Here is a 14,050-nt window from a genome sequence, read left to right as displayed (position 1 = left end):
CTCGAACATATGAAGACCTTTGGAAGGCCGTCGGACATGTCTGCAGCCTGTTCACACCGCAAGAATGCTGGAACTACTTCAGATCAACAGGATGCGTTGCATACTAATCGCCCGTTGCTCTAGACACCCATTCAAACATTCTGGCCAATCCCGCCGTCGGACTGCTGTTCATGATTCCCGGATTCGACGACACATTGCGTGTGAACGGGAAAGCGAAAATCACCCGCGACCCCGATCTGCTTGCCTTGATGGCGGTGAAGGATCGAATACCGACGATCGCGATCGTCGTTACCATCGAAGAGGTGTTCCTCCATTGCGCCAAGGCGTTTCGACGTTCGAAGCTGTGGGACCCGGATGAGTTGCAGGATCGCAGCGAAATGCCGTCCTTGCCGAAAATGATCCTCGACCAGACATCCGGAGCGCCTGACGACCCGGAGGAGATGAACAAGATCGACGCCGATCTGGAGGTCGAATACCGGAAGTCGATGTATTGACCTAACCAGTCTCCGCGTCCTCCGGCTCCGGAAGCACCTGGTCGAGAATCGCTCTGACGTCGGCCTCGGTCTTGCGCACATGCTCTTCCAGCGTCGCCATGTCCGGCAGGTCGACCACCCGCAGCACCAGATCGTCCAGCGCCGCCGGCGCCTTTTCGGGATCGAATTCTTCCTTGATGCACAGGCGGATGATCTGGGCAATCTCGGTAAACGCCTTCAGCGCCGACACAAGCCGTTCGGCCTCCTCATGGCCGATCATCGCCGGCGCAAGCGATTTGACGGCGTCGAGCGTGCGCGTTTCGCCGGACTTGATCGCGACCTCTTCACTCGCCGCCATGAGCCGCAGATATTGCGCGATGAACTCGATATCCATCAGCCCGCCGGGCGCAAGTTTCAAGTCCCAGATGCCGGCTGACTTCTTTTCCTGTTCGATCCGCATGCGCATTTCGCGCACGTCGGTCGCGATCTTTGCGGCGTCGCGTTTCCGGTTCAGCACTTCCTCGAACACGCTGCGGGCCTGCGATACAAGCTCCGCGTCGCCGCTGACCACGCGCGCGCGCGTCAGCGCCATGTGCTCCCAGGTCCAGGCGCTCTCGCGCTGATACTTGCGGAACGACTGAATGCTGGTGGCAATCGGCCCCTTGTTGCCGGAGGGTCTCAGGCGCAGATCCACCTCGTAGAGAACGCCTTCGGCCGTCGGCGACGACAGGGCCGCGACCAGCCGCTGCGTCATGCGCGCGTAGTAGCGCGGCGCGTCGAGCGGCTTTTCCCCGTCGGACTCTCCGCCATCGGGATCATGCGCATAGAGCACGATGATGTCGATATCGGAGCCGGCGGTCATTTCCCGGCTGCCAAGCTTGCCCATGCCGATGACAGCCGCCTGGCCGCCTGCGATCCGGCCGTGCTGGCTTTCGAGTTCAATGCGCACCGCGGCGAACGCCGCCTCGAGGATCAGGTCCGCCAGGTCCGAAAACGCCCGGCCCGCCCGATCGCCGTTGATCGCGCCGGTCAAAAGCCGCACGCCGATGAGAAATTTCTGTTCCGAGGCGAAAATGCGCAGACGGTCGAGGATTTCCTCATAGAGGAAATTGCCCCGCAGAAAGGCCTCGAGCCGGCCTGCCAGATAGGCGCGGTTCGGCAGCTCCGCAAGAAGCTGCGGATCGAGGACGCCGTCGAAGACGTGCGGCCTGCGGCTGATGATCTCGGCCAGACGGGGCGCGGAGGCCATGATCGAAACCAGCAGCGTACTGAGGCTGGTGTTGTTGGAGAGCAGTGAGAAAAGCTGGATGCCGGCCGGAAGGCCTGAAAGGAATTTGTCGAAATTCAGCAGCGCCTCGTCGGCGCGCCGGGTTTGCGCAAAGGCCTTCAGCAGCACCGGCATGATTTCCGTAAGACGCTTGCGCGCCTGTTCGGAGCGCATGGCGTTGTAGCGGCCATAATGCCAGGTCCGAATGATGCGGGAAATGTCGGATGGCCGCTCGAACCCCATCTGGCTCAGTTGCTCGATCGTGTCGGGATCGTCCGAATCCCCCGTGAAGACCAGGTTGCCGGCGCCGGTTCCAAGCTCCTGCTCGTGTTCGAACAGTCGGGCGTAATGGCGCTCCACGCAGGTGAGCACCTCGCGCGTTTCCTCGATGAAGGGCTCAACGCCGTCAAATCCGGACATCAGCGCTATTATTCGCAGATCCTCGTCGTTTTCCGGCAGCGTATGGGTCTGCTCGTCCCGGCGCATCTGTATCCGGTGCTCGATGTCGCGCAGATACCAGTAGGCAAGGCGGAGCGTTTCCTCCGTGTTGTGCCCCACCCACTGACTGCTGGAAAGCGCCGACAGCGCCTCGTCGGTGGACCGCACGCGCAGATCCGGCGAGCGGCCGCCGGCGATCAGCTGCTGCGTCTGGACGAAAAACTCGATCTCGCGAATGCCGCCGCGGCCAAGCTTGATGTTGTGTCCGCGCACGGCGATCGTTCCGAAGCCCTTGTGCGCATGGATCTGTCGCTTGATGGAATGGATGTCGGCGATCGTCGCGTAATCCAGGTACTTGCGATAGATGAAGGGCGTCAACTCGTTGCAGAACACATAGCCCTCATCGATATCGCCGGCCACCGGCCGCGCCTTGATGAAGGCCGCGCGCTCCCAGTTCTGACCTCTGCCCTCGTAATAAAGCAGCGCCGCGCGATACGGCACGGCCAGCGGGGTGGCGCCCGGGTCTGGGCGCAGCCGCACATCCGTTCGAAACACGTAGCCGTCCCGGGTGCGCTCCTGCATGATCTTGATGAGACGACGGACAATCCTGGAAAACACGTCGGAGGCTTCGTCCGGCTCCCGCACGACGCCGGCTTCCGGATTGAACACGACGACAATGTCGATGTCGGACGAATAGTTCAGTTCCTCGGCGCCGAACTTGCCCATGCCGAGCACAAAAAAACCGGAGCGGCGCGACGGACGCTTGGGATCGTCGAGCCTGATCTTGCCGTGGTCGTGGGCTGAGAGCAGCGAGAAATCGACCGCGGATTTCAGAGCCGCCGCCGCGAAGCGGCTTAGCCAAATGGTGATCTGACGCGTGTCGACCGTGCGCGACAGGTCGTACATGCCGACGAAAAACGAAAAGTCCTGCCTGGACAGACGCAGATCCGACATCAGGCGGGCCTCGTTGACATCCTCGGCCTTCCAGGCGTTCTGCGCCTCCTCGATGCGCTGGTCGATCAGCGCGCCGGGTTCCGAGTTCACCAGCTGGAGAATGAGCCTTGGCGAGCGCAGCGCGATATCGCGCAGATATTGCGACAGGGTAAGCGCCGAAAGCACGAACTGGCTGGCAGGCGTCTTCTCGACAAGAAAGGCGCCGATTTCCGGATTGCCGTCGGTGAGCTTGACCAGTTCGTCGCGCAGCGCCTCGAGCTTCTCCTGTGACGCTGGCAGGATGACCGGATCCCGCAGGTCCTTCAACTTGGGAAACGCCGGTCCTCGTGTCACGCTGACTGCCTATCTTCTGAATATCATTCTGGCGCACAAACCCGGCCACTTTTCATCATCCGGGTCGGCAGAGCCAAACTCAAGTTTGCCCCTATGCAGCGACATGATAGCTTCGACGAGGCTGAGACCCAACCCGTTTCCGGCAAGGTTTCGACTTTTATCGAGACGCACGAAACGCTTGACCACTTCCGCGCGGTCCTCCTCCGGGATGCCGGAGCCATTGTCTGCGACGGTGACGACGACCGTATTCTCCGCGGTTTCAAGCGAGATCGCCACGCGAGCTTCCGGCTTCCTGACGGCGGAGTATTTGATGGCGTTGTCGACGAGATTGGAAATCCCCTGCCCGATCAGTTCGCGATTGCCTTCGATTTCCACGCCGTCCTCGATCTCGGCCGACAATGCCACGCCCGCTTCCTCGGCGACCGGCTCGTAGAGTTCCGTCACATCGTGGGCGATTTGCGAGAGATCCAGCCGTCCGATCTCTGCGGCCGAAGAACCAGCCTCGACCCGCGAAATCATTAGGAGCGCGTTGAAGGTGCGAATCAACTGGTCCGATTCTTCGACCATTTGCTCAAGCGCCGTCCGGAAATCCTCGATATCCTCGCCGGACGCCATGGCCGCCTCTGCACGGTTGCGAAGCCGGGTCAGCGGCGTTTTCAAGTCATGGGCGATGTTGTCGGAAACCTGTCGCAGGCCCTCGTTCAGGCTTTCGATCCGCGCCATGATGGCGTTGAGCGATTCCGAAAGCCGGTCGAATTCGTCGTTCGATCCCTGGATCGGAAGCCGCTGACTGAGGTCGCCGGCCAGGATCTTTTCGCTCGCCCGCGACATTCGCTCGATGCGACGCAAGGCGCGACGGCCGAGGAAGAACCAGATGACCAGGGCGCCGGCGACCATCATGCCGAGCGCAAGCGCCAGCGAACCGCGCACGAGCGTGCGAAACTGGGTCGGCTCCCTGAGGTCGCGCCCGACCAGAAGCCGCATGCCGTTGGGCAGCAGAATCACTTCAGCGAGCGCCGTGTGGATCGGGGTTTCGGGCGTCTGTGTGAACCGACCATAGGTAAAGGCCGTTTCCGTCCAGCCCTGCTTGTCGAGCACGCCCGTCTGGATGCTCTCCACATTGCCGGCGATCACCTGTCCGTTCGGAGCGGCGATGAGGTAGAGATTTGCGCCAGGCTGGCGCGACCGGCGGTCGATATAGCTGATCAAAAGCGTAACGCCGCCGGTGCGATAGGCCCGACCAAGCAGCTCCAGTTCCTCATGCACGACTTCCTGGGTCTGGTCGATCATGATCCTCGACGTCAGGCCAGAAATGTAGAAGACCAGAACAAGGGCGCAAATCAGGAATAGCGCGAAATAAAGCGCCGACAGTCTGACGGCGGTCGTTCGCAACACCATTCCCAAGCGACTCATGACGAAGCGGGCCCTAGCTTTCCGCTTTCAGGATATATCCGGCGCCCCTGACGGTGTGGAGAAGGGGCGTATCGAAATCGCGTTCGATCTTCGAGCGCAGCCGCGAAATATGCACGTCGATGACATTGGTCTGGGGATCGAAATGATAGTCCCAGACATTTTCGAGCAGCATGGTGCGGGTGACCACCTGGCCGGCGTGTTTCATAAGATACTCCAGCAGCCGAAATTCACGCGGCTGCAGCAGGATTTTCTGCCCTCCCCGGTGAACTTCATGGGCAAGGCGGTCAAGCTCCAGTTCGCCGACGCGGTAGACCGTGTCGTTATCGCGGGTTCCCTTGCGCCGTCCGAGCACTTCCACGCGGGCCAGCAGTTCCGAAAAGGAATAGGGTTTGGGCAGATAGTCGTCGCCGCCGGCGCGCAATCCGGTCACGCGGTCGTCGACCTGGCCGAGCGCCGAGAGGATCAGCACCGGCGTGTCGATGGACTTTTCGCGTAGGGCGCTGACGATGGACAGTCCGTCGCGCTTCGGCAACATGCGGTCGATCACCATCACGTCGTAACTGTTTTCGGTCGCCATGTAGAAGCCGATATCGCCGTCGCTGGCGTGATCGGTCACCATGCCCGCTTCATTCAATGCTTTCGTAAGATACGCCGCCGCCTCGAGGTCATCCTCGACAATCAATATTTTCATAGGTGCACCATTGAGCGCTCCGCGCTCCAATATGAATTTCGACAGTGCACACGATACTGGTTGCGTACTCATACAGCAATCCACACGAGTGTTGCTTTTGCAGATCAAGTGGCCTCAACGTGAGGAAGGCAGCGAGCCGATGGGGGCTCGCTGCCACAGTTTCGAGCGTTTGGTCTGGGGGCGACATGATAGACCGCCTGCCCGAACTGTTAGCCATGCGCGACCGGAAGCGCGACGAAACGGCTGTTGTTTTCGTTACGCAACTGGAACAGCACTGCCTTTCGGCCCTGTTCTCCGGCTTCTTCGACGGCTTTGGCGATATCCTCAATGGAGCCGACCTTCGCGTTGTTGACGGCGACGATGGTGTCGCCCTGCCGCATTCCGCGCTCTGCGGCAGGGCTGTCAGGATCAACAGATGTGATCATGAGACCTTCGCCTTCTTCCGCCGGCTGAACCGTCAGGCCAAACTCCTCGAGCTCATCGCCCCTATCGGGTTTGCCCGGCGTTTCGTCTTCGGCGGCTGCTGCTGCAGTTTCCTGCAATTCGCCGATTTCGACCGCAATGGTCTTGCTTTCACCCTGGCGCCAGACGGTGACGTCGGTCTTTTCGCCCGGATCTTCGCTCGCGATTCGGCGGGCAAGATCCTGCGGGCTTTCAACGACTTCGCCGTTAACGGCCGTGACCACGTCGCCGGATTTCAGGCCGGCGCGTTCGGCTGGCGAGTCCTTCTGGGGCTCGGTGATGAGCGCGCCCTTGGCTTCGGCCAGCCCGAGGGATTCGGCAATGTCCGCGGAAACCGGCTGGATCTGAACGCCGAGCCAGCCGCGCTCCACATTGCCGTCGTCCATCAGGTCAGTGACGACGTCGTTGGCAAGCGCCGCCGGAATGGCGAAAGCGATGCCGACATTGCCGCCCGACGGCGAGAAGATGGCAGTGTTGACGCCAATGACCTCACCGCGCAGGTTGAAAGTCGGACCGCCGGAGTTGCCGTGGTTGACGGCGGCGTCCACCTGAATGAAGTCGTCATAGGGGCCTGCGCCGATATCGCGACCGCGCCCTGAGATGATGCCGGCGGTGACGGTGCCGCCAAGGCCGAACGGGTTGCCGACGGCGACGACCCAGTCGCCGATCCGCGTCGTATCTTCAGGGGCGAATTCGACATAGGGGAACGTGCGGTCGCTGCTGACCTTCAGAACCGCGAGATCGGTGCGGGCGTCCTTGCCGATCAGCTCTGCGTCGAGCTCCGTTCCGTCATCGAGAACCACTTCGAATTCGGTTCCCTTGTCGACAACGTGATTGTTGGTAACCAGCAGGCCGTCTTCGGAGATAAAGAAGCCAGAGCCCTGGGCGATCGGCCGGGCGCGCTTGCTCCAGCGATCGTTCTTTTCCTCGTCGCGCTGGCTGAACCGCTCCTGGTCGTCATCGTCGAACGGGCTACCGCGGAACTCCTTGAAGAACTTTTTCATCGGATGATCGTCCGGCAGATTGTCCATGCCGGGAACGCCGAAACCGCCGCGGTTGGCGACGGGGCGCAGGTTTGACTTGACGCGCACCGAAACAACAGCCGGGGAAACGGCTTCGACAACGTCCGCGAAACTCGGCATCGCCGCCGGGGCCTCGACCCTGACCGCGTCGGCCCGCGCCTGCTCAAGGAGCGGCGGCACGCCTGCGGCGGCGACTATCGCGCCCAGGCCGAGAACCGCGGTTGACGTCATCAGCTTCTTTTTCGTGGAGGTCATGAAACCACTCTGTCGCATCTGGAATTCCTCTGCTTGTCAGGTATTCGATATGTTAAGCAATATGCGCCGCAACATTACGGGAGGCTGGATGGATCATGAACTTTTGGTAAGGTTCGGGTATTCGGCAAGTAATGGCGCCGTCGGAGACAGAAACCAGCCGACCTTGTTTGACTACTGCGTTATTGGCCCTGTGGCGCCAATGACAGTCGTCAGGGCGCATTCGTTTGACCGCAGCGCCCTCCCCGGCCCATATTGCTTACATCGAAAACACGATTTGAGGCTTGCGCGATGAAGGGGCTGCTGCTGCGGCAAGGCGGATTTGCCGAAAAGTCGGAATTTACCGGCGCCCAACTCGACCGGCCCGGCGAGTTTCTGGAGCTGGCGGAATTCCCGAAGCCGACTCTGGCGCCGGGACAGATACTGATCAAGATGCGTCGGGCGACAATCAATCCGTCAGATATCGCCTTCGTTCGGGGCGTTTACGGGCAACCGCGCGTCGCGGGAAAGCCGGCGGGTTTTGAAGGTGTGGGCGTCGTCGTCGACGCCGGTCCCGGTTTGTACGGCCGGTTCCTCAAAGGCCGAAGAGTGGGTTTCTACGTAACACCTGACGGATCGGGAACCTGGGCCGAGTATGCGGTGACCCAGGCGATGCTTTCCTTGCCGTTGAAAAAAGGCGTGGCGGATCGCGACGCCGCCGGGCTGGTCGTCAATCCGGTGACGGCGGTGGCCATGCTGGATCTGGTGAAACCCGGAGAGGCCTTCGTCTTCTCCGCCGCCGCAAGCCAATTAGGTAAGCTGATGGCCGGACTGGCGAAGGACCAGGCCAAGCGCATGATAGCGCTGGTGCGCCGAGAAGCGCCCGTAGCCATGCTCAAAGATCTGGGCGCCGCCTACGCGCTGAACGAAACGGACACGGATTACGAAGCGGATCTGGCGAACGTTCTGGAGAAAGAAAAGCCGGTCGTCTTCCTCGACGCTGTCGCAGGCGGAAGGAGCGCGCAGACCCACAACATGATGGGCGATCAGGCGCGGTGGGTCATTTACGGCAGACTGGACGATTCGCCAGCCGAGATCCTCGATCCCGGCGCAATGATCTTCAAGCGCAAGGTGATCGAAGGCTTCTGGACCACGGATTGGGCCGCCAAAACCAGCTTTGTCCAAAAAATGCGGGTATTCAACGAGGTGCAAAACCGTTTTCGTGACGGGCGCTGGAAAACCGACGTATCAGTGGAACTGCCGCTGGAGCAAGCGATCGAGCGGCTGCCGCAGGCCTTGGCCCAACCGGACGGGAAAGTGCAGATCGTCATGCCTGACGGCTGACGGCGCGGTTTGAGGTCGCAAAGGAGCGGCGATCCGGACAATCAGGCGTGCGATTCCAGCGCCTCTGGCGCGTCAGCCCATCAACTTTGCAAGCTTGTCGAACGCCTGGTTCCAGCCGCCTTCTGCGGCTGATCCTCCCGGAACGCCGACATGGATCATCGTCATCCTGGTCTTGTCGTCGGTCTTGGACAGCTCGATGATCACTTCGGTCACGTCCGGATGACCCTTCGGCATGCCCAACGCCTGGGGCGGGATCAGTGTGCCGTCCTCTTCACACATGCTTTCGGTGTAGACGAGACGAAAAGGAGCGTTGACCTCCTTGTAGACGCCGATGAACCACATCGACACGGTTCGCTCCGGCGAGGTCATTTCCATGCAGATTTTGCGTGTCCCGCCAACCCTGAGATCCATGTCGGCGACCTGGATCGACATGCCCTTTGGCCCATACCATTTTTTGAAGAGTTCGGGATCCGTCCACATGCGCCAGACATCGTCTATCGGCGCATCGAAGACGCGTTCTATTCTGACGTTGGATTGTTCGCTACTCATGATTTTCGCCCTTCATGGTCTTGAGAATTTCATCCATCGCGTCGAACCGCGCCTCCCATATGGGGCGATACTGCTCGGTCCAGTCGGCGACAACGCGCAGCGGATCAACGTTCAGCGCGCAAGGTCTGAACTGAGCCTCGCGTCCCCGAGTGATCAATCCGGCGTTTTCCAGCACACGGATATGTTTGGACACGGCCGGCAAACTCATTTCCAACGGTTCGGCCAATGTGTTCACGGTCGCCTCCCCCTGCGCCAGCCGCGAAAGGATGGCGCGACGCGCCGGATGCGCCAAGGCGGCGAAGGCGGCGTCAAGTTGTTGGTCCCGGTTCATGGAATGAGTATTAAACCATCTGGTTATTTAATCAAGTGGTTTAATAAAATCGGTCTATCCGGATGCCGCCCTACTTGATCCCCGCACGAAGGAAGGCCTGAACGAACTGTCGCTGACAGCTTGATGTATGAGCGGGCTTGTGGCGTCGTTGACTGGGAGCCGCCATCCCCCGCAGCCCTAAACCGTCAATACCAGTATCCGAGATATCTGGCTGAGCGGCCCTTTGCGAAAGCGCCGACCACGGCGCCGGCGATTTTACCGCCGATGCCGCGTCCGACTTTTTCCGCCCGCTTTTCGCCGGCGGAGCCGTCGTCAGAATAACGGGAAATGTGAAACCGGTTGTTTTTCCAACCGGTTTCCAGTCGCTTGCGCGGGAATTTCCTAGTCGACGCCATAGGTGGCCGGATCGAGCTTGTCGTAGATCTCCGTGCGGGCCAGCGCCGCAAGCGCGTCCACGTCTGTGCGGTCCACGCCTTCCAGTAGCGCGTCCCAGCGGTCCACCACGGCCTTGAATTCAGCCAGGATTTCCTGCGGATTTTCCACGCCTCGCTCTTCGGCGGCGGCGATCAGGGCGGCTTCGTCGGAGGCGACGAACTCATCCAGCGCAGCCTTCAGCGCGTCATCGGGTTCATAGACAGCCATTCCTTCCGCTTTGGCGTTTTCGATGGCCTTGTCCACGTCGGCGCTGAACTCGACGCGGCCCTTCGCCAGGAAATAGGCCATCTGATCGAACAGGATGGAGCGTAGCTCGGGCGTCAGCTCTTGCCAGAACGACTTGTTGTATCCCCACAGGAAGCCCGCGTAGTAGTTGCCGATCGCCAGGGTGTTCATCGAGTTGATCACGTCGCTCAGGCTGAAGCTGTCGATGGAATCGCCCGGCGTCACGGCGCAGTCCAGCGAACCGGTGTCCAGGCCGGTGTACATCTCACTCGACGGGATGGAGACGGGCACTGCGCCCACGTGCTCCGCAAAACGCGACCATGCTCCGCCGGCCATGCGCATCCGCTTTCCCTGCACGTCGGCGAGCGTTTCGACGGGCTTGTTGCAGATCATGTAGTACTCCGAGGTCGAGTAACCGCCGCCGAACACCATGCCGTTCTTCTTCCATTCGTCGAGGGCGACCGGGTTCGTCATGCTGAATTCCGTGGACGCCATCGCCATGACGAACGGGTCCGTATTGTAGAAGGCCATGTTGCCGATCAGGTTTTCGACCGGCAGTTCCGCAGGCGTGTATGTGCCGGCGTGATAGGTGACCTGGGCGACGCCGTCCCTGACGCCCTGCAACGAGGCGTTGGCGGGTATCAGCGAGCCGCCTGAAAAGACGCGAAAATCAATCTCTCCATTGGTTGCTTCCTTCACTTTTTCGGCGAATTCGACATAGGGTCCGCGCACCAGCGAGTGGCGTTCGGCGAAAAAGTGGTTCGCGTTGTACTCGTCGGCCAGGGATGGATACGCGACCGAGGCGATCGTCAGTGCAGTGGCTCCTGCCAATAACCTTTTTATGTGCATTACATGTTCCCCTTTCATTGTGGGTGGGTTAGCCCGCCATCAACGACGGCAGGTAGAGACTGATTGCCGGAAAGGCGATCAGAAGAGCGAGGGTCACCAGGTCCATAGCGATGAACCAGGTTGCGCCGGCGATGATGTCGCCGAGGCGAACGCGCCCGGAAAGCGCGCTATGCAGGACGTAGAGATTCAAGCCTACCGGCGGAGTGACGAGTCCAATCTCCAGCAGTTTGACCGTGATGATCCCGAACCAGATGAGGTTCACATCAGTGGCTTCGAGAACCGGAAGGATGACCGGCAGCGTCAGCAGCATCAGGCCGATGGAGTCGATGAACATGCCCAGCACGACGTAAAGCGCGGCAATCATGACGATAACGACGATCTTGTTTTCGGATATCGCCAGCATCCCGTCCGACATGAATTGCGGCACGCCGGACAATCCCATGAACCGGGTGAACATGACCGCGCCGATCGTCAGGAAGAAGATAGAGGACGTCGCCACAACGGTCTGTCGAATGGCCTGCCACAGTGCGTCCAGCGTCGCCTGCCGGCGAATGAATGCGATCAGCAGCGCCAGGGCCGCGCCCACGGAGCCGGCCTCTGTGGGCGTGAAATAGCCGCCGAAGATGCCGCCCAATACGCCGATGACAAGCACCGGAAAAGGCCATACGGACAGGATCAGTTCGGCGAGGTTCGAGTGATCCTCGACAATTTCCCGCCTCGGCGCCAGGTCCGGATTGCGGCTGCAGCGCACGGTGATCATCATCATGTAAATGGCGGCGGAAAGGACGCCCGGAATGAAGCCGGCGATGAACAGCTGTCCGATCGACTGTTCGGTAAAAATTCCGTAAAGAACCATCAGGATGGACGGCGGAATGAGCGACCCCAGCGTTCCGGAAGCTGCGACCACGCCGGTCGCCAGGGTGGGGTGATATCCCGCCTTCAGCATTTCCGGCACGGCGATGCGCGACATCGCGGCGGTTGTCGCGATGCTCGAACCCGAAGCAGCCGCGAACATCCCGCAGGCGCCCACCGCGGCCGAAGCCAGACCGCCCGGCACTCTTGCGAGCACAAGCCGCAGCAATTCGAACGCCCCCGCCGTCATACCGGTATTGGCGGCGACGAAGCCCATGAACAGGAACATCGGAATTGCGGTCAGCGACCAGTCGCCGATCAGGTTGAAGGGAAGCGCGCTGACGATCCCGAACGCCGCCGTCAGGTTCAGCATGATCCATATGCCGACGAATGAAACGGCCATCAGCGCCACGCCGATTGACATGCGGATCGCCAGGAGAGCAAACAGCACGCCGATGCCGGTCAATCCTATCGCCAGATTGCTCATGCCGTGTACTCGTGGCTGGATCGGGTCACCGGCATGCCGAGCGCCGCCATCACCATGCGTAGGCCCGATGCGATCGCCGCCAGGCCAAAGCCCAGCGGCAGCATGCATCTCGCCGGCCACACGATGATTTCGCGATTGCCCATCACAACCTCGCCGACGCGGAACGCCCGGATCGCGTCCTGGCCCGTCCGCCAGGTCATGACGAGAAGTATCGCCATGGCGGCGGCGCAGACCAGCGTCAGGCAGATGCGCTGCAGCCAGGCGGGGAAATGATTGAAGGCGAGGTCGACGACGACCTGCTCGTCATCCAGTTCGACCAGCGCCATCGGCAGCATCACGATGGCGACCATGTAGTAGTAGGACGAGATCTCGATCGTCCCCTGAATAGGCGTGTTCCAGATAACCTTCAGGAGGACGTCGAGGGTGACGTTCGTCATCATGAGGACAACGCCTGCGCCGCCGAACAGCATCAGCGCCTGACAGATTTTCCGGAAAGCCTTTTCCAATGACCTACGCGCCTTTCATCGCGTTCACCAGCTGCAGCCACGCGCTTCTATCGGCCAGATGTCGACCAGCGTGTCGCCGCGCACGATGTGATAGAAATCATAAAGATTGACTGTTGGGTCGCAGTGCGGCGTGACGCATGTCAGGACATCGCCCGCCATCAGGTCTTTCCCCCCTGCAGGCAGATGCACCCAACCATGCTCGTCTCCTAGAAACTTGTACTCGGTTTCGCGGGAGGCGCCGGAGAAGACCTTCGGGCTCGGGCCGTCCATCGCGAAGGATTTGTAGCCTGCGTCGGTGGTCGCCTTGCCCTCGACGTTGGCGCTGATCACCGTCGTCTGGACGAACAGTGAGGTCGCGAACGGCCCTGCCGTTTGGTCTGGTCTTGTCACCGCGTTGTATTCCACGTCCATGAAGATGTATGAGCCGACCTGGTATTCGTTGAAGACGTCCGCCTCCAGGTCGATATCGTAGGAACCCGTACCGCTGCCGGATGAAATCGGGAGTTCTCCGAAAGCCTCGAACATTGCGGCCTTCGTGTCGCCGATCCCCTTGAGAGAGCGTTTGGCCTCGAATGCGCGCTTCTCCGGGTCTTCGATATGCTGAACGTAGCCCGCATAGCACTGTATCCCGGAAAGCGTGACGCCTGCCTTCGACGTAATGTATTTGCCAAGATCGACTGCCGCCGCCGTGTCGCGCGCGCCGGTTCGATTGTTGCCGATGCCGATGTCGACGATTACCGGAATGTCGACGCCGGCTTCAGTCGCCGCGGCGGAAATCAGGTCCACGGCTAGCCTGCTGTCGACCGCGAAAATGAGTTCCTTCAATTCGGCATGCAATCCGACCAGCCTGCGAACCTTGTAGGCGTCGACGACAGGCGAAGTCAGCAACACGCTCGACACGCCCGCTTCGGCGAGCCTGATCGCCTCTCCCGGCTTGGCGCAGCATACGCCGAGCGCTCCAAGCTCTATCTGCTTTTTGGCGATGGTTGCGCATTTATGCGTTTTCGCATGCGGCCGGAGGTTCTGCGGCCGCTTCGAGAAGATGTCGGCCATCGTCCGCATATTCTTCTCCATCACGTCGAGATCGATGACGAGAGACGGCGTCGCGAGTTGCGCGCGCGATCCCTCAATGCCAATCAATCGCTGGTTCGGGCCGAGATCCTCAGCGGTATTCCCCATAAATTCGGT

Annotated in this window: 12 protein-coding genes and 1 pseudogene; 2 read left to right on the top strand and 11 right to left on the bottom strand. The window is 60.7% G+C overall.

The window, feature by feature from the left end; translation table 11 throughout:
* Nucleotides 1-119: 119 nt before the first annotated feature.
* Nucleotides 120-494 (top strand): annotated as a pseudogene (locus AAFN47_RS23930) (pyridoxamine 5'-phosphate oxidase family protein); the annotation flags it as partial.
* Between the two features lies 1 nt (nucleotide 495).
* Here AAFN47_RS23930 and AAFN47_RS23925 read toward each other — a convergent pair.
* The 4 genes from AAFN47_RS23925 to AAFN47_RS23910 form a co-directional block, all read right to left on the bottom strand.
* Entirely contained in the window at nucleotides 496-3,465 is a 2,970-nt protein-coding gene (locus tag AAFN47_RS23925; RefSeq protein WP_499811790.1) for a bifunctional [glutamine synthetase] adenylyltransferase/[glutamine synthetase]-adenylyl-L-tyrosine phosphorylase, read from the bottom strand.
* 9 nt (nucleotides 3,466-3,474) lie between these two features.
* Nucleotides 3,475-4,878: a sensor histidine kinase gene (locus AAFN47_RS23920; RefSeq protein ID WP_499811789.1), complete on the bottom strand. Its 1,404-nt coding sequence runs from the start codon at nucleotides 4,876-4,878 to the stop codon at nucleotides 3,475-3,477.
* Nucleotides 4,879-4,891: 13 nt separating this feature from the next.
* Nucleotides 4,892-5,641, bottom strand: coding sequence for a response regulator transcription factor (locus AAFN47_RS23915; protein WP_499811788.1), 750 nt, complete (start codon nucleotides 5,639-5,641; stop codon nucleotides 4,892-4,894).
* A gap of 137 nt (nucleotides 5,642-5,778) precedes the next feature.
* Nucleotides 5,779-7,308 carry a Do family serine endopeptidase gene (locus AAFN47_RS23910; protein ID WP_499811787.1) on the bottom strand — a complete coding sequence of 510 codons (1,530 nt, stop codon included), beginning with the start codon at nucleotides 7,306-7,308 and terminating at the stop codon, nucleotides 5,779-5,781.
* Between the two features lie 288 nt (nucleotides 7,309-7,596).
* Between AAFN47_RS23910 and AAFN47_RS23905 the strand changes: the two genes are divergently transcribed.
* The gene (locus tag AAFN47_RS23905; protein WP_499811786.1) at nucleotides 7,597-8,628 is read left to right on the top strand and encodes an alcohol dehydrogenase catalytic domain-containing protein; all 1,032 of its coding nucleotides are present in this window, start codon (nucleotides 7,597-7,599) and stop codon (nucleotides 8,626-8,628) included.
* A 72-nt stretch (nucleotides 8,629-8,700) separates the two neighbouring features.
* Here the strand turns inward: AAFN47_RS23905 and AAFN47_RS23900 are convergent, their stop codons facing one another.
* The 7 genes from AAFN47_RS23900 to AAFN47_RS23870 all read right to left on the bottom strand — a co-directional run bounded on the left by AAFN47_RS23900 (nucleotide 8,701) and on the right by AAFN47_RS23870 (nucleotide 14,041).
* Nucleotides 8,701-9,177: an SRPBCC family protein gene (locus AAFN47_RS23900; RefSeq protein WP_499811785.1), complete on the bottom strand. Its 477-nt coding sequence runs from the start codon at nucleotides 9,175-9,177 to the stop codon at nucleotides 8,701-8,703.
* Nucleotides 9,170-9,508: an ArsR/SmtB family transcription factor gene (locus AAFN47_RS23895; protein ID WP_499811784.1), complete on the bottom strand. Its 339-nt coding sequence runs from the start codon at nucleotides 9,506-9,508 to the stop codon at nucleotides 9,170-9,172. Before AAFN47_RS23895 ends, AAFN47_RS23900 begins: the two co-directional genes overlap by 8 nt.
* Nucleotides 9,509-9,693: 185 nt before the next feature.
* Nucleotides 9,694-9,903, bottom strand: coding sequence for a hypothetical protein (locus AAFN47_RS23890; protein WP_499811783.1), 210 nt, complete (start codon nucleotides 9,901-9,903; stop codon nucleotides 9,694-9,696).
* Nucleotides 9,890-11,017: a C4-dicarboxylate TRAP transporter substrate-binding protein gene (locus AAFN47_RS23885; RefSeq protein ID WP_499811782.1), complete on the bottom strand. Its 1,128-nt coding sequence runs from the start codon at nucleotides 11,015-11,017 to the stop codon at nucleotides 9,890-9,892. The genes AAFN47_RS23890 and AAFN47_RS23885 overlap by 14 nt, the downstream gene beginning before the upstream one ends.
* Nucleotides 11,018-11,045: 28 nt before the next feature.
* Nucleotides 11,046-12,356 carry a TRAP transporter large permease gene (locus tag AAFN47_RS23880; RefSeq protein WP_499811781.1) on the bottom strand — a complete coding sequence of 437 codons (1,311 nt, stop codon included), beginning with the start codon at nucleotides 12,354-12,356 and terminating at the stop codon, nucleotides 11,046-11,048.
* The gene (locus tag AAFN47_RS23875; protein WP_499811780.1) at nucleotides 12,353-12,862 is read right to left on the bottom strand and encodes a TRAP transporter small permease; all 510 of its coding nucleotides are present in this window, start codon (nucleotides 12,860-12,862) and stop codon (nucleotides 12,353-12,355) included. The genes AAFN47_RS23880 and AAFN47_RS23875 overlap by 4 nt, the downstream gene beginning before the upstream one ends.
* A gap of 24 nt (nucleotides 12,863-12,886) precedes the next feature.
* Nucleotides 12,887-14,041 carry a DSD1 family PLP-dependent enzyme gene (locus AAFN47_RS23870; protein WP_499811779.1) on the bottom strand — a complete coding sequence of 385 codons (1,155 nt, stop codon included), beginning with the start codon at nucleotides 14,039-14,041 and terminating at the stop codon, nucleotides 12,887-12,889.
* Nucleotides 14,042-14,050 lie beyond the last annotated feature (9 nt).

The sequence above is a fragment of the Hoeflea sp. CAU 1731 genome (assembly GCF_039888615.1).
Classification (GTDB): Bacteria; Pseudomonadota; Alphaproteobacteria; order Rhizobiales; family Rhizobiaceae; genus Flavimaribacter.
Note: the sequence above shows the minus strand (reverse complement) of the source record. Positions and strands in the feature narration are given on the sequence as shown.